19 protein-coding genes are annotated in these 22,807 nt (G+C 38.8%); 4 read left to right on the top strand and 15 right to left on the bottom strand.

Annotated features, from left to right (window positions below):
* Positions 1-7: 7 nt before the first annotated feature.
* The 10 genes from LV716_RS14450 to LV716_RS14495 form a co-directional block, all read right to left on the bottom strand.
* Entirely contained in the window at positions 8-1,315 is a 1,308-nt protein-coding gene (locus tag LV716_RS14450) for an MFS transporter (RefSeq protein ID WP_163418496.1), read from the bottom strand.
* A gap of 100 nt (positions 1,316-1,415) precedes the next feature.
* Positions 1,416-1,712 (bottom strand): GNAT family N-acetyltransferase, encoded by a 297-nt coding sequence (locus tag LV716_RS14455; RefSeq protein ID WP_163418497.1) that lies wholly within the window; start codon positions 1,710-1,712, stop codon positions 1,416-1,418.
* A 124-nt stretch (positions 1,713-1,836) separates the two neighbouring features.
* On the bottom strand, positions 1,837-2,562 hold the full coding sequence (locus tag LV716_RS14460) for a superoxide dismutase (protein WP_163418498.1): 726 nt from the start codon (positions 2,560-2,562) through the stop codon (positions 1,837-1,839).
* A gap of 53 nt (positions 2,563-2,615) precedes the next feature.
* A complete protein-coding gene (locus tag LV716_RS14465; protein WP_233759149.1) occupies positions 2,616-3,110 on the bottom strand; it encodes a YdeI/OmpD-associated family protein in 495 nt (164 codons plus the stop codon).
* Between the two features lie 66 nt (positions 3,111-3,176).
* Positions 3,177-4,397 (bottom strand): bifunctional alpha/beta hydrolase/OsmC family protein, encoded by a 1,221-nt coding sequence (locus LV716_RS14470; protein ID WP_163418499.1) that lies wholly within the window; start codon positions 4,395-4,397, stop codon positions 3,177-3,179.
* Positions 4,394-5,110, bottom strand: coding sequence for a DUF2490 domain-containing protein (locus LV716_RS14475; protein ID WP_163418500.1), 717 nt, complete (start codon positions 5,108-5,110; stop codon positions 4,394-4,396). Before LV716_RS14475 ends, LV716_RS14470 begins: the two co-directional genes overlap by 4 nt.
* An 89-nt stretch (positions 5,111-5,199) precedes the next feature.
* A complete protein-coding gene (locus tag LV716_RS14480) occupies positions 5,200-8,412 on the bottom strand; it encodes a hypothetical protein (protein WP_163418501.1) in 3,213 nt (1,070 codons plus the stop codon).
* A 93-nt stretch (positions 8,413-8,505) separates the two neighbouring features.
* Entirely contained in the window at positions 8,506-9,186 is a 681-nt protein-coding gene (locus LV716_RS14485; RefSeq protein ID WP_317167648.1) for an SAM-dependent methyltransferase, read from the bottom strand.
* Between the two features lie 172 nt (positions 9,187-9,358).
* Positions 9,359-10,183 (bottom strand): carboxypeptidase-like regulatory domain-containing protein, encoded by an 825-nt coding sequence (locus tag LV716_RS14490; protein ID WP_233759150.1) that lies wholly within the window; start codon positions 10,181-10,183, stop codon positions 9,359-9,361.
* A 313-nt stretch (positions 10,184-10,496) separates the two neighbouring features.
* The gene (locus LV716_RS14495) at positions 10,497-10,715 is read right to left on the bottom strand and encodes a helix-turn-helix domain-containing protein (RefSeq protein ID WP_163418503.1); all 219 of its coding nucleotides are present in this window, start codon (positions 10,713-10,715) and stop codon (positions 10,497-10,499) included.
* 111 nt (positions 10,716-10,826) lie between these two features.
* Between LV716_RS14495 and LV716_RS14500 the strand changes: the two genes are divergently transcribed.
* Entirely contained in the window at positions 10,827-11,015 is a 189-nt protein-coding gene (locus LV716_RS14500) for a hypothetical protein (RefSeq protein WP_163418504.1), read from the top strand.
* Positions 11,016-11,602: 587 nt separating this feature from the next.
* Here LV716_RS14500 and LV716_RS14505 read toward each other — a convergent pair.
* The 3 genes from LV716_RS14505 to LV716_RS14515 are packed head-to-tail and all read right to left on the bottom strand — an operon-like array spanning position 11,603 to position 13,815.
* On the bottom strand, positions 11,603-12,445 hold the full coding sequence (locus tag LV716_RS14505; protein WP_163418505.1) for an NgoPII family restriction endonuclease: 843 nt from the start codon (positions 12,443-12,445) through the stop codon (positions 11,603-11,605).
* The gene (locus LV716_RS14510; protein WP_163418506.1) at positions 12,442-13,491 is read right to left on the bottom strand and encodes a DNA cytosine methyltransferase; all 1,050 of its coding nucleotides are present in this window, start codon (positions 13,489-13,491) and stop codon (positions 12,442-12,444) included. Before LV716_RS14510 ends, LV716_RS14505 begins: the two co-directional genes overlap by 4 nt.
* Positions 13,492-13,494: 3 nt before the next feature.
* Entirely contained in the window at positions 13,495-13,815 is a 321-nt protein-coding gene (locus tag LV716_RS14515) for a helix-turn-helix domain-containing protein (RefSeq protein WP_042294514.1), read from the bottom strand.
* Between the two features lie 388 nt (positions 13,816-14,203).
* Here LV716_RS14515 and LV716_RS14520 point away from each other — a divergent pair, with 388 nt between their 5' ends.
* The 3 genes from LV716_RS14520 (at position 14,204) to LV716_RS14530 (ending at position 21,413) form a co-directional block, all read left to right on the top strand.
* Complete coding sequence (locus LV716_RS14520; RefSeq protein ID WP_163418507.1) at positions 14,204-15,451, top strand: nitrate/nitrite transporter; 1,248 nt, start codon at positions 14,204-14,206, stop codon at positions 15,449-15,451.
* Positions 15,452-15,496: 45 nt separating this feature from the next.
* The gene (locus tag LV716_RS14525; RefSeq protein ID WP_163418508.1) at positions 15,497-18,064 is read left to right on the top strand and encodes a glycoside hydrolase family 2 protein; all 2,568 of its coding nucleotides are present in this window, start codon (positions 15,497-15,499) and stop codon (positions 18,062-18,064) included.
* 109 nt (positions 18,065-18,173) lie between these two features.
* Positions 18,174-21,413 (top strand): S41 family peptidase, encoded by a 3,240-nt coding sequence (locus LV716_RS14530; RefSeq protein ID WP_163418509.1) that lies wholly within the window; start codon positions 18,174-18,176, stop codon positions 21,411-21,413.
* An 11-nt stretch (positions 21,414-21,424) separates the two neighbouring features.
* Here LV716_RS14530 and LV716_RS14535 read toward each other — a convergent pair whose 3' ends face one another.
* Both LV716_RS14535 and LV716_RS14540 read right to left on the bottom strand, forming a co-directional pair.
* Positions 21,425-21,994 (bottom strand): YdeI family protein, encoded by a 570-nt coding sequence (locus LV716_RS14535; protein WP_163418510.1) that lies wholly within the window; start codon positions 21,992-21,994, stop codon positions 21,425-21,427.
* Complete coding sequence (locus LV716_RS14540) at positions 21,984-22,739, bottom strand: ABC transporter substrate-binding protein (RefSeq protein ID WP_233759151.1); 756 nt, start codon at positions 22,737-22,739, stop codon at positions 21,984-21,986. The genes LV716_RS14535 and LV716_RS14540 overlap by 11 nt, the downstream gene beginning before the upstream one ends.
* Positions 22,740-22,807: the final 68 nt, after the last annotated feature.

Raw genomic sequence — 22,807 nt, forward strand, 5'->3', positions numbered from 1 at the left:
AATCCTGTTATTGAGGATTGTTGGCTTTTAAACTTCCCAAAACCAAGAATATCAAAAATGCCAACCCTATATAACCCACCAGGCTATAAGAACCGAACGTGGAAAAGCATAAACTAAAAATAGGCGGGGCCAAAGCACTTGCCAGAATTAAAAAACTCATTATTTTTCCTGTAATGGCACCTAGGTGGTCTCGACCATAAAAACGTGGCCATGCGATAGCATTAAGGACGGCAAAAAACCCTCCCATAATACCAAAACCGGCAATTAAGAAGGGAATCCCAATTGGACTGGTCAAAAATAAAAAGCCTACAGCTGCCAGAATACCGCCCAAAAGCATTAAATAGAGATACAGCTTTAAGGATAGGGAATCGCTTAACCAATTAAAAATGGTTGAAATTGTAACGGCAACCACAGAACCTGGTAAAAAAATAGCGATAGCATCAGCTTTTGGGTAGCCCTCACTGGCAAAGATGGATACAACATGGAAGGTAAGGCCCGTGATAAAAAAACTATTAAAGGCAAGCATAAGCCCGTACATCCAAAAAGCACGTGTACCTTTAGCCTCTTTAAGCGTGAATTGCTTGCTCGCAATTTTGATTTTTTCCCGTTCTTCCAAGTTTTTCTCAGATACTCCATCGGGTAACAGTCCGTGTTCCTCAGGTCTGTTCTTATAAAAAAGGAAAACCAACATGCTGAAGACCAGAAGCCCTACCGCAAAGATTTGCCATGCATTTTCCCAACCATTTGTTTCAATGATTGCATTGATCCATAAAGGAGAGGAGGAAAAACCAAAAGAAAGAGCAACGCTACTGAACATATTCACCTTACCTCTGTTTTTATCGAACCAGATCATGATCATGTTTCTTGATGCCATGGTCAATACGCCTTGTCCAGCAAATCGTAATAAGAAAAACAAACAAGTCATAAGAACAAATGGTATGATCCATGTGTCTTGATTAAGTAAATCCTTGATGGACTCACTCATATGAACCGATAAGGAACAGAGTAAAAGTGTTGTTGCCAATGTCAATGTTGCGCCTAAGGCAACATATCTTGCTCCGTATCTGTCAAACCAAACACCAGCACGTCCTATGACTTGGGAACTGATGATGGTTCCGATCATATAAGCATTACTGAATTGATTACGACTCAAACCCAAAGCGTCTTTAACTGGATCCGTAAAAACAGATACCCCTATGGTTTGACCGGGAATACTGCAATAGACACCAACAGTACCCATAAGAAGGATGACATATCCATAGAAAAAAGGACTTTTTGATGGGTCGATTAAACTGAATCTTTGGGTTTTGAACATGGTAAGGTTTCACTCGTAAAAGTAAATGTTTTAGTCCAATGGAATATCAAAAAAATAAGAATTGGATCTTTATCTAAACCGCAAAGATTATCTGAAATTATTAGGCAATGTTAATTCCTTTTAAAACCAAGGTTTTCCATTCGGGATGCCTTTTTATGTACATGGCCACAAAAGGACATAAGGGAACCAATGTAAGATCTTTTGCTTTGATGTATTCCAGCGTTTGTTTTATAAGTTCAGAGCCAACACCTTTGCCCTCGTAGTTTCTGGGCACTTCGGTATGGGTAAGATAGATTTTTTCTTTCGCCTTTATGTATTCTATTTTGGCCACGGCGCCATCAATCTTAAATTGAAACTGCTTGGCTTCTTCATTATTTAAAAGTTGATAAGTATCCATAACATAAACGATTTAAGTGTGGAAAGGGTTATGTGTTTATTTGTCTTGTTAGGATGGCGTAGTCGTAATTGGTTGCTTTCTAAAAAAAGCTGCCAAAAGGCAGCTCTTTTTAAACTTAAAATGTTCAAGACATTCTTGACTCAACTTTTTCCCAGTTGATGATTTTGATAATATTTTGAAGGTAGTCCCCTCGCTTATTCTGGTATTTCAAATAATAGGCATGTTCCCAAACATCTATTCCCAATACTGGCGTTCCCATTTTTTCGGCAACGTTCATAAGAGGATTATCTTGATTTGGTGTAGAACAGATGTGAAGTTTTTTATCCGCATCTTGACAGACCCAAGCCCAACCAGAACCAAATCGTTTTGCGCCGGCTTCTGCCAATTCTTTGGTAAAAGCTTCGTGCGAACCAAAATCTTCGGTAATCTTGGATTTTAGGGTATCGCTCATACTGCCACCGGGAGTTAAAATATCCCAGTAGAGGGTATGGTTGTAATAGCCACCACCATTATTGCGGATTGCTGTTGGCAAATTATCCATACTCAAAATTTCTTCAATTGTTTTCCCAGAAATATTTTCCTCTTTCAGGGCAGCATTCAATTTATTGGTATACCCTTGATGATGTTTTGAATGGTGAATCTCCATGGTCATCGCATCAATGGTATCTGGAAATGCTTCATACCCGTATGGAATCTCGGGAAGTGAAAACACCGTTGCCGCTGTAGCCGGAACCTCCATCTCTTTTTCCTTTTTAGGTTCGGTTTTACAGGATGAAAGCACAAGGGAAGGGGCAATGGACATTCCAGTGGTCGCCATTACGGTATGCTTCAAAAATTTACGTTTGTCCATGGTAAAGTTTTTATGATTTTTCTAAAGTTAGGAATTATTGAAACGTTGTCAAACTAAAATGGCTTTAACAATTCTTTATTATCCCGAATCCCCCTTTTTAGGTTTTCGCACAACAAGAGTGTTTTGTCAATTTTGGTCTGAGAGTTTTTATAACGGGTGATCATGTAAATAATACCTCGTTTTTTTCCATCCGTTAGACCCTCAAATATGTTGTAGGCATCATAATCGCTTAGCATGACCGCATCAAATTCCTCGGGAACGGCAACACCATATTTAGAAGTATCCTCAAAAAGTTGTAATTGAAAGTAATCGTTAGGGAATATACCCAATGCCTTCTGATTCTTCTTTCCGAACATCATAAAGTAGGCATTTTTTCTCTTTAATAACGCTGCATAAATTTCAATAGATCTATCCTCAAAACTTGCCACGACCCGGACACGTTTATGCTTATTCTCAACAAAAGGTTTTGCAATTTCCATTGGAATGGCAATGAGATACATACCATCCATATTAGTTCCAATGCTTATTTCAAAAGTTGGACTTTGCATCTAACGTACTTTGAATTTTAAATGGCGATTTATGATTTAAAGGCAAAGTATAAAAGAAACAGGAAATTAATCTACTAATTTGGTCAAAATCTGTGTTTTACTGTGAAGCGTTCTATGCACTGGACATTTATCGGCAATCTCCATGATTTTTGCTTTCTGTTTTTCATCAAGATTCCCTGTCAATTTAATTTCTCGTTGAAATGTATCGATTTTAGAAGTATCGTTTTCACAATTTTCACAATCTTCCGCATGGGATTTGCTGTAAGAGGTATGCACTTCCACATTGTATATGGGCCACCCCTTTCTTCTGGCATACATTTGAATGGTCATTACGGTACATGCAGAAAGACCGGCAGAGACAAGCTCATAGGGGGAAGGGCCAAAGTCATTCCCTCCAAAATCAGTAGGTTCATCCGCTATCATGTAGTGATTTCCAACCTTCATCTGTGTTGTAAAATAGTCATCCCCGTCCAGGCTTGCCACAACTTGGTGTTTTGTTCGTAAACCCTCATCAACTCCTTTTTCTATGGACAGGTATCTTTTTGCCCAACCAGAAATGACCTCCCCAACATAGGTGGAGTCTTTTTTATTGAACAGTAAATGGTCCGCGCCATCCAAGGAAACAAAACTTTTAGGATGATGGGCCGCAACGTAAATTTCTTCTGCATTTTTTATGCTCACGGTATCATCCTGCGGGGAATGCATAATGAGCAAAGGTTTTCGGAGTGACTTTGCGGTTTCAGGAAGTGATTTGGTGTCTAGGTCATCCACAAATTGTTTTTTAATCTTAAAATCGCGACCACTTAGATTGACAACTGCCTCTCCATTGGCATTGATTTCTTCCAATCCACTTTTGAACAAATGTTTTACATGTTTTGGATTAGAAGGTGCTCCTACGGTTGCTATTGCGTTAACGGATTCGATTTCGGAGGCAGCAAAAATTACCGCAGCACCGCCCAAAGAATGCCCAATCAATAATGAGGGGGATTCGTAGTTATCCTTTAAAAAATCGGCTGCAGCTATTAAATCCTCTACATTTCCGGAAAAATTGGTATCTGCAAAATCACCATCGCTTTCACCTAAACCCGTAAAATCGAACCGAAGTACCGCAAAACCATTTGCGGTCAACGCTTTACTGATATTCTTAACGGCGGAAAGATTCTTGGTACAGGTGAAACAATGTGCAAAGAGTGCATAATTGTGTGGATGCCTATCTACAGGAAATTCTATGCGGCCTACAAGTTGTTGCCCTTCTTTATTGGTGAACGTGATTTTTTGGAGGTTCATGATTTACTTTTTGACTTTTTTCTTAAGTCGGGATTGAAGAAAAAACCTATCTGAATGCGGTCAAAAACTGCATTGTTGAAATGATTTTTTAAGTATCCTATCTGAAGATTACTGTTTTCGGTAAGATGTATTCCCCCAGCAAGGTACAATCTATTCTGTCCAAAGATGTCATCTTGGAGGTTGATGAATACTTCATCATAAAAATTCAAGAAAAATGTATTGGTCAAAGGCAAGGTGACCTGTAACCGATATCTGGCACGATGTTCAGTAAACGAATCATTTAAATCCCTGTTTTCCAAAAAGCGCTGTTCCAATCGGTAGCGGTGTTCAAAAAGAAATTCCCATACTTTGTTCGTCAAGATTAATTGTTCAAAGATTCGATGTTCTAAAAGTGTATTGTTATTAATTAAAACATCTCCAGCAATACCATCAAATTCTCCAAACGTAGGGTCTGAATCAATATAGGCATACCCGCCGGTTACGATGGCATTTTTAGTAATGTGGTAGTTCAGTCCGGTACGTAACAACAACTGATTAAAGTTCGAGGTAGTTTCATAGTATCGAAATTGCGCTTCGGTATGTATGCTTAGTTTGTCAGAAACTCGATTCATTCCAAAATACATATACCATGCACCTAATTCTTCTTCGCCACTTTCTTGGGCATACATAAAAGAACAAGTACCTAACGTGACCAGTAAAATAAGTTTTCTCATAAAACAATGTTGCGAATTAGAACGTAGTCAATCTTCTTAAAGACTATGTTTAAAACTCATAGATTATGTGCTGCTAAATCGTTAATACTTCAATCTAAACTAAAGGACTGTGTTTCCTTAAAAGGGGATACATCTAAAGATTCAATACTTTCTCTATAAGCTTTCCAATCATTTTTAAAGAAAGTATTGGTCTTTTCCAATGCGGAATTCAGTTCCTCTTCTGCAAATTGAATCAGATTGTTTTCCGTTTTGGTCATTCCTGTTTTACGGCTGCCCACATATCTTCTGGCGGTATTGATACGGAGCATAACAGTTATTTCAGGATTTCGGGTTATTCCTTGGCGTTTGTCCTCCTTACCAAGGTAGAGTGCGGTTATGGAATCTATTTGTTTTACAATATCTTTTGAAGCGGTAATCTGTTCTTTATATTGCTCCTTGTCCAATTCTTTTAATTCTCTTTCGAATTTATTGGCCAAGTCCTTGCTTTCCACAAGTTGTTTTACAGCATCGGCTGCTTTTTGTGTAAAATCATCCAATTTTTTTCCTGTGGTATACACTTGGTCGATTGCAGCAATCGAAACCTTCAGCCTTGGGTCCGACTTAACCGATACTGATGTGGAGTCCATTAACTCCCCATAATGTACCTTTACTTTGTACGTTCCCGGTTTTACTTCCACACCGCCACGTTCTTTTTTATCCTTGTTTATTTTTCTTGACGGCCTGTCTGGACCTTTTTCATCAAGGTCCCAATAGATGCGATGAAAACCAGCTTTTTTGGGAGTTTTAAATTTCAATGTTCGTATCAATCTTTCTCCGTCGAAGAACTTGAATACAACGGAATCCTTTGTTTTTTGTTTTGTATTCTCAACTTCCTTCTCTCCGTCGTTCTTCTCTTCTTTTTTGTCATCTTCTTTTTTGGAGCTGTTCCCTTCTTTTAAATAATAGGTGATCATAGCACCATATTTTCTGTTTTCGGCATTATAAAGGGCATCTCCTCCAAACCGACTTCCGGTAGGTTGTTGGTATGCGGCAAGATATGTATCTGGGCTATCAAAGAGACGTATTTCCTTTTGAAGGAGGGAAGGGTTTTTTGCCAATTCCCTTAGTGGGCGTATATCGTCCAGCACCCATGCAGAACGACCAAAAGTCCCTAAAATAAGATCGTTTTCCCTAGGCTGAATAACCAAGTCTTTAGTGGACACAGTAGGGAAACCTTCTGTCCACTTTTGCCATTTCTCTCCTGCATTTAAGGAAACATATAGACCATCATCTGTTCCTAAAAACATAAGATTGGGATTTTTGGCATCTTCGACTATGGATAACGTATAACTTTCAACATCATCGCCATCTACAATGCGCGTCCATGTTTTTCCATAATCTTTGGTACGGTATGCGTAAGGCGTATAGTTGAACCTTCTGTAATCATTAGCTATTAGAAGCGCTTCCCCTTTGTTGTTCTTCGAAGCTTTAATCTGTGGAATCCAACTTCCTTTTGGTAATCCTTTAATATTTCCAGTGACCTCGGTCCAACTACTACCACCATTTTGGGTAAAATGCACGCGACCGTCATCTGTACCTGCCCAAAGCATATCCTTCTCTACTGGTGAAGGTTCAATGACTAGAATGGTGCAATGATTTTCGGCTCCGGTTGCATCCATGGTAAGTCCACCACTTTCGCTTTGCTTTTGTTTTTCTTTGTCATTTGTGGTCAAATCCGGGGAAATCACTTCCCATGTCAATCCTTTATCAGTTGACTTATGTACAAATTGACTTCCAAAATAAACCGTACTGTTATCAAATGGGTCTTGTCCTATTCCAGCATTCCAATTAAAGCGAAGTTTGGTCTCCGCATTGGGTGGAGTAGGGCGTACGATGTAATTGTTTCCAGTTTTCCAGTCATAACGGGAAACATAGCCTTGCTGGCTCATGGCATAACCAAATTGATTGTCATCCAAATCGGGGACGACATCAAAACCATCCCCAAAGGCAATTTCTTGCCAATAACTGTTCCGTATGCCTTGGGTTTTCCATACATATGCGGGCCCACGCCAAGATCCATTATCCTGCATTCCGCCATAGACGTTATAGGGGTATTCATTATCGACATTGATGTGGTAGAATTGTGCTACGGGCAGATTTCCAATAAAACGCCAAGTTTTGCCACCATCTTTAGAAATGTTCATCCCGCCATCGTTACCATCAATTAAAAATTGACCGTTTTCTGGATGAATCCAAAAGGCATGATGGTCTGGATGTATACCATTGGTCACATCCCAGCCATAAGCGTTCATCAACTGTTCAAAGTTTTTACCTCCATCTTCCGAAACATTTACAAAAGTAAAAATAGAGTACACTCTGTTCTCGTTCTGTGGGTCAACATAGATTTCCGAATAATAGAATGGACGATTTCCAATATCATTCTTATCGTTTACTTTCTTCCATTTGAAACCTCCGTCTTCAGATTTGTAGAGTGCATTTTTCTTTGCCTCGACCAAGGCATAGACAACATTAGGTTTGTTTTTAGCTATGGCGATGCCGATTCTCCCCAAATCCCCTTTTGGCAGGCCATCTTCATCTGTTAGTTTTTTCCAAGTAGTTCCGCCATCATGCGTCATATAAAGCCCGCTGCCTTCACCGCCCGATTTAAAGAACCACGGGTCGCGCTTGTGTTCCCACATTGCTGCAATCAACTTATTTGGATTTGTTGGGTCCATTACTAGGTCGGCAACACCTGTTTTGTTATTTATAAAAAGGATTTTGTCCCATGTTTTTCCACCGTCGGTCGTTTTGTAGACACCACGTTCTGGATGTATGCCCCATGGGGAACCAATAGCACCTACATACACCACATTCGGGTCCGTGGGGTCTATAATCACTCTATGGATATGTCGGGTTTTTTCAAGCCCCATACTTTTCCAGGTTTTTCCACCATCCAAGGACTTGTAGATTCCGTAACCACCATTAAGACTGTTCCTTGGGTTTCCTTCTCCGGTACCCACCCAGATTACTGATGGGTTGGATTGCTGAATGGCAACCGCACCTACGGAAGCTGTAACTTCCTTATCAAAAATCGGCTCCCATTTAATGCCTCCAGATGTAGACTTCCATAGCCCGCCCGAAGCGGTGCCCACATACATAATATCTGGATTGGAATGGACTACATCAATAGAGGTAACCCTACCACTCATCCCTGCGGGACCAATGTTACGGGGTTTCATATCCTGGACCAAATCCATGGAAAAATCTTGTGCAAATAGGGTAATAGATGCAAGTAGCATCAACAAAGTGTAATGTTGTTTCATTCTAGGTTAATTAGTCTGCTAAAGATAACCAAAAGGGACACGGGATTTCTTAAAGGCTTGTTAACGGATTTAGGGCAATGCATAGATTTTTTGTCACTCCTTTTTACCGAAGATTCCGAAAAGTTCATTCCCTTGTCGAGGAGGAATGGAGTTGTAACATCTTTCAAAGGCAATCATCTTTAAATAGCGCGTCAGGTATTTTAGATAGAGTTCCTTGTCACCCCCAAAAGGTCTTTTATCCATATCGTCCATTAGTGGGATATCGAACCAAACCCCGACTAATTTGCCATTGGTTTGTAGCAAACATGCCATTTGCTCTGCATAAGCAAATCTATTTTTATCGGTTGGAACAAGAGAACAGAAAAAAGTCTGTTCAAAAATGATATCATATTGTCCTTGATGCTCAAAAAAGTTTTCTTGGAGCAAATGGGTTGTAGGGAATTCAGGGTTTCTTGCTTGAAAAGCGTTCAAAGGGATAGGGGAGATGTCCATGACGTATAGATTATGGAATCCTTTTTTCCATAAATACTCAGCTTCATAGGCATTCCCCGCACCGGGAATTAAAATCTTGATATTCTTGTCCGTAAGTTGGTCGATGTAGGTTTTCAATGGCGTGGAAGGATATCCAATATCCCAACCTGTACGTTCTTGCTTGTAGCGTTGGGTCCAATAGGTTTGCTCATTGTCCATAGTAGGCTCAAAAGTAAAGATTGCTACTCTAAAGTTGAGTGAAAGCTTCGAAACATTTGAAATGTTAGGGAATAAAAAGGTCACATGGCAATCATTTGGGCGTATTTTTTATGTATGTTGTTAGGTATAGCTATTCATTATTTTTTCTCATTTAGATGCCAAATTAAAAGTGTGATGTTCTTTGCAAAGAAGCACAAAACTTTAGATTTAGTACTTGTTAGCTGTATTTTATACTCCGTGTTATGTGTAGACTTTTTCAGTATTCTATTTCAACGTTAATAGAAGCTCCTCCGTTCAGTTTTGACCAATTGCCCAAGCTATTTTCTCGGTAATATCCCTTTCCTTTTGTCAATATTCCACCTAAGTCCACTATTGTTGGATTTTCGAAGTTCGGTATAAATTCAATTCCAATGAAGAAGTCTTGTGAGATATAAATGTCTTTATCATTCAGGTCAATTCGTATCCAATCCGAGTCCTCTTGAGTTGGTAATTCCGCAACAATGTTTTTAAGCACTATTTTAGTTTGAGGTGCGTTGTCTCTATTTTCATAAAAATTAATTCTAATTTTAACGCCATCTATCTTTGACCATTTTCTTATTGCAAAGTTTACTGCTTTAACTTTTATTTCTTTGTTCGCAATATTAATTCGCTGTGCAACCTCTACGATATCATTGTCTTTTGATACCACACGCATTGATAAAAATCTGCTATAAGATTTGACCCCAATTTTTTTATTTTTTATCTTTTTGTTTGAAACTATAACTTCCGACAATTCATTTGTTTTAGGTTCAAGACGTATCATTTGATTTTTAAAACCCTTGATAGGTATTTTTAAGGTATAATAGCTAACGTGACTAATAGTTAGACTATCATTCGAGAACTTTTTCGAAACACTTAGGTCAAATTTCCCTTTTAAATTTGATATCGTGCCCATGTTCTTATTTAATATACCAATGTTTACAAACTCAATGGGGTCTTTCGTTTCCGAATCAATTATGGTCCCGTTCATTTCAATCGTTTGTGAATGAGATTGAAAAGTTAAAAGTTGTAATAAGATAAATGTATAAAAGGAGTTCTTCATTTTTCAGTTTGCAGGTAACGGTTCGGCTAAGCGTAGTGCGGAGGCAAGGAAACTTTTCGTTTCCGTCTGCGAACGAAGCTAAAGCTTATTGTTTTGCTTTTTCTTTTTTTGTTCCAAAGCTAAATCCATAAGATTTAGCGACATTATAAATATACACAGACCTTTCGGTTTTGCTCATAAGTCTGGATTACGTTTAGGCTTTGTTATCTTCTGTAGCGACACGTGCGAGTAGGCACGTTCTCATTTTTATTACACCCGAGTAAAGTCCGTCGCAACAGTTGCGTCCGATTGAATTCCTTTGTCGGCCAATTTTTTAGAAGTCGAACAGCTCTTTAAGTTCAATGTTCAGGGCAGTTGCGATAGTGTAAAGAGTGTAAGTATTGGCAGAGACTTTGTGGTTCTCGATTAGTTCAATATGTTGTTTGTCCCTTTCGCACAATCTGGCCAACTCGGCTTGGGAGATATTTCTATCTTTTCTAAGCTGTTTGATTCGGTCCCCAATTTTAATCGATAACTCTTTCTTTGTCAACATTTCCTTCGTGGTAACAAAACAAAATTGAAGAGATAAAATGGGAACATAGTCATAATAAATTATGACGAGCTAAAATAAAATGATATATTAGCGTCATAATTATCTATGACGATGAAAGACAAGTATTTTGCCGAACTGATTAAGGATAGTTATGGCGATCCCGGTGGCTTGGCCAACTTTTTGGATAAGGCCATTGAAATGCTGTTCTACATTGAAGACCATACTTTTGATAGGAGAGATGTTCAGTCCGTTGTTTCAGCTTTAAGGACAATTATCAGTATTCTAAGGCGGCAAGAATAAATTCCCCGTCTCTGTATAGTCAATCCGTGCAAAGTTGCCGAGGCCGTGGGCAGTATTTCTTGGGTTTGACAGAGTTTGTTTATTCAAAACCCACCCATATGGCCAAGAGTAATATAACTATGAAAATCACAACTATATATTTTGACAGAGGTCCTTTCTCCTTCGAAAAAAACCAAGCAGATTTTTTAGCCAATGGCCTATTAGTTTTTTCAAGTCTGTTAATAAGACGCTTATCATTTAGTTCTCCCAACTTAAGCCAAATAGGAACTCCTACTATAACAAGGATGGAAACAATTATTTTTGTCTTAAAGTCCAATTAATTTATTTTTTGAGCTATTGAAGATAACGGTTTGTATATGAAAAGTAGTGGACTTAACGCACTAATTTTTCGGTTTATAACTGACCTTTATTTTATAATTTATCTTTTGTTTAAGCACTAAAACCGCTATTTTTTATATACGTTGTTGTGTTTTCGTACTTTATTTTCCGTTCTGTTTGTAGCGTTGGCAAAGACATACTCTTTTGCAATTTTCGACTTGTGTGTTGGCTGAAGCGAATTGCAAATGTGTATGGCTTTTAGCGTTGGCTTACACACATAGTTTTATCAATTTACAATCCATTAATTTCGCAGGATTATTAGGGTCTTTTATTTGTTTATCTTCAATACTAAATCCATTTTCTTTTATTCCTTCAAGTTTTGTTCTACTATCTTTCGGGAAACTACTGTATTTTTCGGTTGGAATTATGCAAACTAATTCAAAATCCTTGTCGGTTGGTTCGTGTAAATAGTTAAATACTTTCCTTGGATTTTCGATTTGCCACATTCCTCTAATTCTCAAATTCGTTATTCCTAAAGGGTCAACTTGATTTACTCGACCTAATTCTTTAGTATCCGCAAAAACGACATCTGGAATTGTTTTAATTCCGCTTGAAATTGTCGTTTTAATTCTTTGGTAGGTTTCGTGTCTGGCTGCATAGGAATTACCATAAACCATCCACAAAGATTTTAAACTTGTATCAGTTGTATGTCCAACACAATAAATTAAATCTTTAACAGTCCAATTTTCACACTCTTTACATTCTTTCGTAATCATTGGACTTGTGTGTCTTAAATCCGTTTTTGGATAACTACTATTTAATGCCAAACTTGAATTTGCACTTTGTGTTTTCTTAACTTCAATTGCATCTCCGCCTTTTATCATTATATCAGGTGGATTGTTTTGTGAGCCTAACCAAGAAAATTTTTGATTATAGGTTTGCATTTTCTGCAATTCGTCAGAAACTCCAAAAGTTCCTGCAAAGGCATCTTTGATGTAGTTTTCAAGAGCGTCACCCATTCCGTTCGCTCGATTTCTACCTGAATACATTGCACGTATTTCAAAGTTCTTTTGATTTACGATATTGTAAATTGCTTCTAAAATATTTGTCATACTGCTAATGCTTCTTTTACTTTTTGAGTCTTTTTGACTGCTTTATTCGTTTTATCGTTAGCTTTAATTTGTTCCATAATGCTATTTGCTAAAAACTTTGCTAAATTAACAGGAACAGCATTTCCAATCATTTTGTAACCTGCTGCGACTTTCTTATAATGAAAAATAAAGTCATTTGGAAAAGTCTGAATTCTTGCACATTCTCTTACACTTAATCTTCTGTACAAATGTTCTTTTCCTAGAACAAAAATTCTCTTATTTTTTTCTATGAATTTCATTTTTGGTGCTTGTGGATGAAGTGGTGCGTGTCTTCCTCCAGCTTGAATTGTAAAAGACTGTTCGTCCCAACTTCTTACTCTATTTCTGGACATATAAATAGTTGAAAAACTACCAATCATATATTCGTGATTTGGTACTACGCAATTATCTCCATTTGTATTGTTGTATTCTAAAGCCGGTAAAACACATTCTTTTAAGTCAGATATAACGTCTTCAAGAGGTATTTTCGGGAAAGTTTCAGTTGGAAATTGATATTTAAAATTCAAGTCTTTTCTAATTCCAATAAAGAAAACTCTTTTTCTATCTTGAGGAACATTATAATCAGATGCGTTAAGCATTTGAAAGGAAAGTTCATATCCGATTCCTGCATTTCTGAAAAGTTCTTTAATTCCTTCTAAAGCTTCTGTGTGTTTAGAAATCAACATTCCACTAACATTTTCTGCTAAAAAGAATTTAGGTTGTTTAGCTTCTAATATTCTTATGAAGTCATAAAATAACTGACCTCTCTTATCTTTAATTCCTCTTGCAGCTCCAGCTTCACTCCAACTTTGGCAAGGTGGACCTCCAATTATTCCATCACATTCTGGAACTTCATCAGCTGGTATGTTCATAATACTTCTTTTGTCAAGTATCGTGTTTGGATGATTTTTTTCATAAGTCTCCCAAATTTCTTTGTCATATTCGTTTGCCCATATAACATTAAAACCAGCTTGTTGAAAGCCTAAATCAAGTCCGCCAGCTCCTGCGAAGAAAGATACTATTTTCATATTTTATTGTGTTTGAAGTGATTTATTAAGTGTTCTACGATATTCTGCTTTTTCCTCTGCAACTTGTAAAAGTTGTTTTGTACAATTTGTTTCATAAATATGCTTTCCTATTTGGTCAGTCACATATTCATTTCGTAATTCCGTAAGATTTAGTTTGAAGATTTTCGCAAGTTTTGGCAGGCGCTTTTCGTCAAAATCTCGTTTTCCATTCTCGATTTTGCTCAAATTTGCAGAGTCCAAATTCAGTTTGGCCGCAAGTTGAGTTAAAGTCAATTCGTTTTCGTTTCGTAAAAGTCGGATGTATTCTCCAAATGTGGTTTTCATAAGACTTGTCATTTTTTGACAAATTTAAATATTTTAATCGGAATATTCAATTCGTGCGTTGGGAAATTTTAGCTCTTTTGGTTTTTCGAGCGTTGGAACTTGTGTGTTGGCAAAAACCGAAAGTGCTAAAATATGCGGCTGGCAGTATGAAACACAACTAATAGATAAAGAGAATCGTCCCATTATCCATCTTAAACAAGGGTAAAAATAATACTTTTCTCATGTTTTTTTTGCTATTTCCATTATCCTTCCAGTTCATGTTTTTGTGCTAATTTATCAGGTTTAAAAGAATTCTATAATGAGTCAAGATGGATTTGATATTGCATTTTTTCCAATAAAATCCATTACTTTAAAGCCTAGATTACCAATACCAACAAAAACCACTTAAATGCAAAAACCGCCTTGGTACTATCTTATCCTTTTAATTTTGGCCGGAGAGGCCGTATTTATTCTTCCCTTTGTATTGCCCCGTATTTTTAGACCTACGGTATTGGATGTCTTTCAATTGGAGAATGTACAGTTGGGACTCTGTTTTTCGGTGTATGGTATTGTCGCCTTGCTATCTTATCTGGTAGGAGGACCATTGGCCGATAAATTTCCACCACGAAAATTGATTGCTATTGCGCTTTGGATGACAGCACTTGGTGGCATTTTGTTCGCTACATATCCTGGTTATGGAATTTTGCGGGCATTATATGGTTATTGGGGTTTCACCACCATTTTTCTTTTTTGGGCGCCCATGATAAAGGCAACTAGGGTATGGGGCGGTGACACTTCACAGGGGAAAGCGTTTGGCTTTTTGGATGGGGGTAGGGGGCTTACCGGAGCTTTGTTTGGGCTATTGGGTGTTTTGGTTTTTTCGCTATTTCTAAAAGAGGATGTAAATACAGCTGATTTATCCGAAAGAAAAGAAGCGTTTACCTATGTCATCTATATGGCATCGGTCATTATAGGTGTCATCGGTGTTTTGGTTTGGCTGTTTATGAAATCTGGAATGGACGAAAGCAATATCCTGATCGAGGAATTATCTTTTACTGATATCAAGAAAGTCTTGAAGCTTCCTTCCGTATGGCTTCTTATGATAATTATTCTTTGCGGTTATGTGGGTTATAAAATAACGGATGTCATATCCCAATATGCCAATGAAGTAATGCGCTACAATGAGGTGGAATCTGCCAAGGTAGGAACCTTTTTACAGTTTTTAAGACCAACAACCGGCATACTGGTAGGTTTGGTGGTCGATAGGTTCAAAATTACATTTTGGCTGTTTTTGAGTTTGTTGCTCTGCGTAATCGGGGGTATATTTTTTGGTTCTGGTGTGATCGGTCCTTCAACCACCATTTTATTTTTTATGTCGGTAGTTACGATTGCCGTAGGGGTTTATGCCGCACGGGCTTTATACTTTGGTGTAATGCAGGAAGGTAAAATACCTCTGGTGTTAACGGGTACTGCAGTTGGACTCATCTCTTTGGTCGGCTACACCCCAGATATCTTTGCCGGCCCGGCCTATGGTTATTTCTTGGATACATACCCGGGCGAGCAAGGACATCAATACGTGTTTTGGATGCTAACAGGGTTTTCCGGCGTTGGAGCTATCACGGCATTTATTTATTACAGGATGTACCGTAACAATTGAGCAACATCAGTTTTTTTAAGTCGGTTTATGTGTATCTTTCCCCTTATGAAAAAATTGAATTTCATCCAAAAGCCACTTTATCTATTAGTTTTGATACTGGTCGGATGTGCGAAGAAAACACCTTCAGAGATGGTACTTAAAGACAATTGGGAATTCCGAAATACGGCCGATACAAGTTGGTTAAAGGCTCAAGTGCCTGGCACGGTACATACCGATCTATTGGACAACAATAAAATTAAAGACCCATTTTTTCGCCTAAATGAGCGTGAGTTACAGTGGGTAGACAAGGCAGATTGGGAGTACCAAACGACTTTTGACCTTACCGAAGAAGAAACGGAAAGAGATTACATGGCACTTACATTCAGGGGTTTGGATACCTACGCCGATGTTTATTTAAATGGTACGTTGTTGCTACAGACCGATAACATGTTCAGGACTTACGAAGTTTCTGTAAAGCAAAAAATAAAAGTTGGTCAAAATCGGTTAAGGGTAGTTTTGGCATCACCGATTAAAAAAGGCATCGAAAAATATGACAAAGTCCCCTATGTAATCCCTGTATCGGATAATGACCTCGCAGCATTGGGGCAAGTTCCCGAAAATAAAAAAGTCAGTGTATATACTCGAAAGGCCGGTTATCATTTTGGTTGGGATTGGGGACCTCGTTTGGTAACTTCAGGGATATGGCGTCCAGTAACACTTAAAAGTTGGGACGATTTTGTGATCAAGGACCTTTTTGTGCAGCAGGAAGTGTTGGATACCGTTGCAAAACTAAAAGCTCATCTGGAGTTGACCGCACTTGTTGCCGAAGAAAAAGCAGATGTAGAAGTTACAATCGATGATATTACGGTGCTCGAAGAAGAATTCTTGATGCGAAAAGGGACACATCAATATGATTTTTCTTTTAAAATTGCCGATCCCGAATTATGGTGGCCTAACGGATTAGGGAACCAAAAACTATATACTATTGGTGTTAAAATCAAGGGTAGAAAAAGTCAAGATACCATTTCCAAAAAGGTAGGCTTGCGAACGATTGAATTGGTCACCGAAAAAGACAGTATTGGAAGCTCGTTCTTTTTCAAGGTCAACGGGCATCCTATTTTTATGAAAGGGGCAAATTACATTCCCAATGATGTATTCTTGCCCCGTGTTGATAAAAAAGACTATGAGAACGTAATCAATGCAGCGGTTGAAACCAATATGAACATGCTTCGTGTTTGGGGCGGGGGCATCTATGAAGACGACTACTTTTATGAACTGTGCGATGAAAAGGGCATTTTGGTCTGGCAAGATTTTATGTTTGCCTGTGCCATGTTTCCCGGCGATACCGATTTTTTAAACAATATTAGGGAAGAAGCCATTGATAATGTAAAGCGACTTCGAAACCACCCTTCAATTGCCTTATGGTGCGGTAACAACGAGATTTTATCGGCATGGAAGAATTGGGGCTGGGAAGATGAGATGAAAAAAACCTATGGTGAAGCTCCGGCGCAAGAGGTATACCAGGCGTATCAAAACATATTTCATAAAATCTTGCCAGAAGTGGTCAATGCCTATGATGCGGATAGAAGGTATTGGGCTTCTTCGCCAAGTACCGCACTGGGGGAACCAGAATCTCTTACGGATGGTGACCGTCATTATTGGGGCGTTTGGTGGGGCAAAGAACCTTTTTCCAATTTTGAGAAAGAAATGCCGCGTTTTATGTCCGAATTTGGTTTTCAGTCCTTTCCAGAGCTATCAACCGTTGAAAAATATGCGATACCCGAAGATTATGATATTTATTCAGAAGTCATGAAATCGCACCAGCGTTCGAGTATCGGTAACGAGACTATTGAAGAATACATGTTGCGCCATTATAAAAAACCGAAGAACTTTGAATCCTACCTTTACCTAAGCCATCTTTTGCAAGCATACGGTATCGGTGAGGGTATTGCGGCACATCGGAGAAACCGAGAGCGCTGTATGGGCAGTCTGTATTGGCAGATCAATGATTGTTGGCCTGTAGCTTCATGGAGCAGTATCGATTATTATGGTAAATGGAAAGCCTTGCACTATACCATAAAAAGGGCTTTTGAACCTTTGGCACTTAGTATCACAAAAAATACGGACGCAATAAACGTAGTAGTATTGAACGACCATCTGGAAGCTGTTTCAGGTAAAATGACATTACAACTACTGGACTTTTCGGGAACTGTTTTGGAATCATGGGAAGAAACGATAACGGTGGATGGAAATAGTACCAAAGACGCATTGGCTATTGATAAAGTTCAATTGAACTCCCATGATGAAAAAGCTACCCTGTTGCATGCTTCTTTTAGTAATGGAACCACTACTGTAGAAAATATTAGCTATCGTGTTCCCTTCAAGGAATTGGTATTGCCAAGCTCCGGTTTAACACATTCCATCACCGAAAAAGAAGGCCGGTATGAAGTGCATCTAAAAACGGAAAAGCTTGCCAAGGATGTTTATTTAGCTTCACGTTCCACTAATAATTTTTCCGATAATTATTTTGATTTACTGCCGGGGCAGAAAAAAACAGTTTTTATTTTAAAAGATGGTTCTGATCTTAATTTTGCGGAAGATTTGAAGGTACTCACTTTAGATACCACATATTGATATTCTTCAAGGAAGAATATATCCAGATTACGTAAGAGTTTTTTTCGTTTATGCGCAACTAAAAAGCAATGGATTCATTATCTTCCACAACATTTCCAAACTACGTCAAATGAGAACTTTTTCAGCCATATTTTTATTGCTTTTTAGCGTATGCGCCACAGGGCAGGTCAATCCCAAATGGGCCCGTTATCCTTCCATTTCCCCAGATGGAAGTACCATTGTCTTTACCTACAAGGGAAATCTTTTTCGGGTTCCATCAGCAGGTGGCACGGCAACACAGCTTACTTATCATAAGGCCCATGATTATAAGGCAACATGGAGCAAGGATGGCAAGCAGATTGCTTTTGCTTCTGACCGGTATGGTAATTTTGATGTGTTTGTAATGGACGCTCTTGGAGGAGAAGCTACCCGATTGACTTTTCATAGCAATGACGAAATACCCTATACCTTTTCGCATGATGATAGTACCGTTTTATTCGGTGCCGTGCGTCAAGATGCGGTAAAGCATAGGCAATATCCCACTAGCGCTCAACCCGAGCTTTATGAAGTAGCTTCCAATGTGGGTAAGGTGAATCAGGTATTGACCGTTCCAGCACAAGACGTACAGGTAAGTTCAGAGGGTAGTATTTTGTTGTATCATGATAAAAAAGGATATGAAAATGAATTTAGAAAGCATCATGTTTCAGCAATAGCCCGGGATGTTTGGATGTATAGCAAAAATGAGGATAAGCATACCATGCTTACGACATTTGGGGGCGAGGATAGAAACCCAGTGCTGTCCAAAGACGAAAAAACGGTATACTATCTCAGTGAAGAAAGCGGGAGTTTCAACGTGCACAAGTTTAGCTTGGACAATCCTTCTCAAAATCAACCAGTAACGAATTTAAAAACACATCCAGTTCGGTCGTTGTCCTATGGCAATGGAACCATGGCTTTTAGCTACGATGGAGAAATTTATACGCTTACCGATGGGGCTGACCCAGAAAAGGTCAGTATTATCATCCGAACCCAAGATGGTGTAAATACAGACCAATTTATTTCCATTAACTCAGGGGTGCTTGAAATGGCAGTTTCACCAAATGGCAAAGAGATAGCTTTTATAGCCAGGGGAGAGGTGTTTGTCACTGCCATAGAAGGAGGTTTAACAAAACGGTTGACAAATACCCCAGAGCAAGAACGATTTGTAAAATTTACGGCCGATGGAAATGCCGTTGCCTATTCCAGTGAACGTGATGGCAAATGGCAGTTGTACCAAACTAAAAAAGTACGTAGTGAGGAATCGTATTTTTTTGCCGCTACCTTGCTGAAGGAAGAAACATTGCTCAGCAAAGATGTAGATTGTTATTTGGCAGAATTTTCCCCAGATGGCACGTACATGGCCTATATAGAAGACCGAAGAACCTTGAAGGTATTGAATTTGAAAACCAAAGAGGAAAAGACCTTACTGACACCAAAAGAACTTTATCATTTTAGCGATGGGGACAAATACTTTAAGTGGAGTCCAGATAGCAAATGGTTGTTGATCGCTTGGGGCGCTACATTGAGCAATGGAGAAATTTTATTGATGTCCGCCAATGGTTCTAAAAAAGAAAACCTTACCCAAAGCGGATATTATGATTATCGACCCAAATGGGTGAATGAAGGAAATCAACTTTTGTGGTTCAGTAACAGGGACGGGCTTAAAAGTTACGCCACCAGCGGTAGAACCCAAGGCGATGTATACAGCATGTTCCTGACCCAAGAAAGTTGGGACAAATTCAATATGAACAAAGAAGATTATGACTTGATGAAGTTGTTGGAAGATAAAAAGGATGATAAAAAAGACGAAGACACTTCCGATTCAAAAAAGAAAAAAGGAAAGAAGGACGACAAAAAAGATAAGGAGACGGTAAAACCGATACAGTTTGATTGGGAAGATATGACCGAGCGTAAAACGCGTTTGACCATCCATTCCTCAAATCTGGCAGATGCAGTTTTATCTAAAGACGGCGAGAAATTGTACTATTTGGCCCGATTTGAAAAAAATCTGAATCTATGGGAAACGGAACTTCGCACCAAGAAAACCAAAATGTTGATTTCCCTGAATGCCAAACGTGCTAGTTTGGAATGGGACAAAGAACAGGAGAATCTATTTTTACTTAGCGATGGAAAAATTAAGAAGGTTGATTTAAAAGCAGGGAAGACAGAAGCTGTAAAAATGAAATCCGAAATGCAGTTGGATACCAATGCCGAGCGTCAACATATGTTCGAGCATGTTTGGCTACGTACCAATGCAATTTTCTACCACTCCAATTTTCATGGAAAGGATTGGGAAATGCTTCGTAAGGAATACGAAAAATACATTCCACATTTGGGCAATTCCTATGAATTTGCTGAACTGGTTTCTGAACTTTTAGGCGAATTGAACGTAAGCCATGCCGGAGGTCGATACAACGGAAACATTCCCAATGGTGATGCTACGGCTAGTTTGGGAATATTTATGGACTATGACCATGAGGGTGATGGTATAAAGATTGCGGAAGTCATTAAGGGAGGTCCGCTTGATAAATCAGCCTTTTCGATTGCGCCAGGTACCATTATCGAAAAAATTAATGGGGAGACTATTTTAGCGGATAGCGATGTTGCCAAATACCTCAATCGATTGGCAGACCAGTTTACGTTACTGGATATCGTTGAACCAGCTACGGGAAAAAGAAAGCAAATCACGGTAAAACCTATCACACGCTCACAAGAAAATCGTCTATTGTACAAAAGATGGGTAAAACAAAACGAGAAAGAGGTAGAGGAGAAAAGTAATGGAAAACTGGGCTATGTGCATATTCCTGGCATGAGCGATGGTCCCTATCGCAATATCTACGAGTACATGTTGGGCAAGTTTTTTGATAAAGAAGCAGTTATCGTGGATACCCGTTTTAATGGTGGTGGTGATTTAGTAGCCGATTTAGCCATGTTCTTTACTGGTGAATCCTTTATTACCTACGCTACGGAGGATAGGCAAGTAGGAGGAGAGCCAACTTCTAGATGGACAAAGCCTACACTTGCTATTTTCAATGAATCCATGTATAGTGATGGACACTGCTTTGCAAGTGGTTATACCGACTTAAAGATCGGAAAAACGGTGGGAATGCCCGTACCGGGAACGTGCAGTTTTGCAGGTTGGGAACGTTTGCCCGATGGCGGAAGATGGGGAGTGGTACCCGTTAGTGCCAAAAACAAAGCAGGGGAGTGGATGGAAAACAACCAGACTGAACCTATAATCAAGGTAAAGAATATGCCAGATATCATCGATAAAGGGATTGACCAACAATTGGAACGTTCTATCGAAGAATTGTTGAAAGAGGTGAATTAGATAAGGGTTGTTTATCGAGAATTCAACTTCAATCCCTTTTCGCAAAGTGAAATAATCTCTGCTATCCTTTTTTGGCGTGTTTCTTCACGTTTTGCACTGTTTAACCAATAGAGATAGCTTTTGCGTTGTCCACGGGCAAACCCTTGAAAATTTTCCCATGCGACCTTGTTTTTGTCAAAGGCGTTTTGCAAATCGTCGGGTATAACTCCGTTCTCGACATCATCCAAAGCGGTCCAGGAACCATTTTCTTTGGCAACCGCAATTGATTTTAAGCCGCTTTTGTGCATTAGTTTAGCTTTGGTCAATCCCTTGATATGGTCTTTGTTGACCTTGCTCCAAACACTTTTTGGTTTTCGGGGGCAGAAGTATTGGCGCCTTTTGCCATCGCCCAAACTTTTTACGGTACTGTCTATCCAACCGTAACATAGTGCAACACGCACCGCTTCCTCCCATCGCATGCTGGGTTTGGGATGATCCACCTTATAAAAGATAAGGTAAATACCTTCTTTATTGGGATGGTTTTCATGCAACCAATCCCGCCATTCCAAATCATTTTTAAAATAATATTCCTTAATGTCCATGTAGTGATTTAAAATAGTCAAATGCCCTTAGTAATCGTGAGCCGTACCAAGAGAAAAATTCTCCGTTTACCAACTTTACCGGAATACCAAGTTGTTGCTCCAATTTCAGTTTATGTTCTTCATTAAAGGGAAAAGGTTCTGAGGATAGCAGAATATAATCCAAAGCCTTATTTTTTAAGGTATCGAGTTCTATGACGGGATATCTGTCCTGTTCTGCAAAGGCATTGCTATATCCGTTAAGTGCCAACATATGGTCAATAAAAGTGCCTTTGCCAACTACCATCCAGGGATTTTGCCAAATAAAATAGGCTACCCTGTATTTTGATGCTGTTGAAATTATGGATTCGAATTCCAATTTTTCAGCTAAAATATGCGTGCATAGCTCAGAAGCTTTTTCCGTACAATCGAACAGTTGCCCGTATTGGCGAATCATTTCCAAAGCTTCGGTCAAATAACCCACATCCGTAACATGTACAGGATACTCTTTTTCCAAGGCCTCCACGATTTCTTTACTATTCTCCTCTTTATTGCAAAGAATAATATCCGGTTTTAGGCTTTTGATTTTATCATAGTTGATGTTCTTGGTACCACCGACTACCGTCTTGGTTTTTCGAAGATAATCTGGATAGATACAAAATTTGGTAATACCGACCAATGATTCTTCTAACCCCAAATCAACCAATGTTTCTGTTTGGGAAGGGTTAAGGCAAACGATTCGCGATACAGGTTTTGTTATTTGTATCATGCGCCCCATTTGGTCCGTTATTTCAAAGCTTCCCATAGCAAAACGAAACTGATTACGTTGATTGTTAT

Source organism: Flagellimonas sp. HMM57 (assembly GCF_021390175.1).
Taxonomy (GTDB): Bacteria; Bacteroidota; Bacteroidia; order Flavobacteriales; family Flavobacteriaceae; genus Flagellimonas.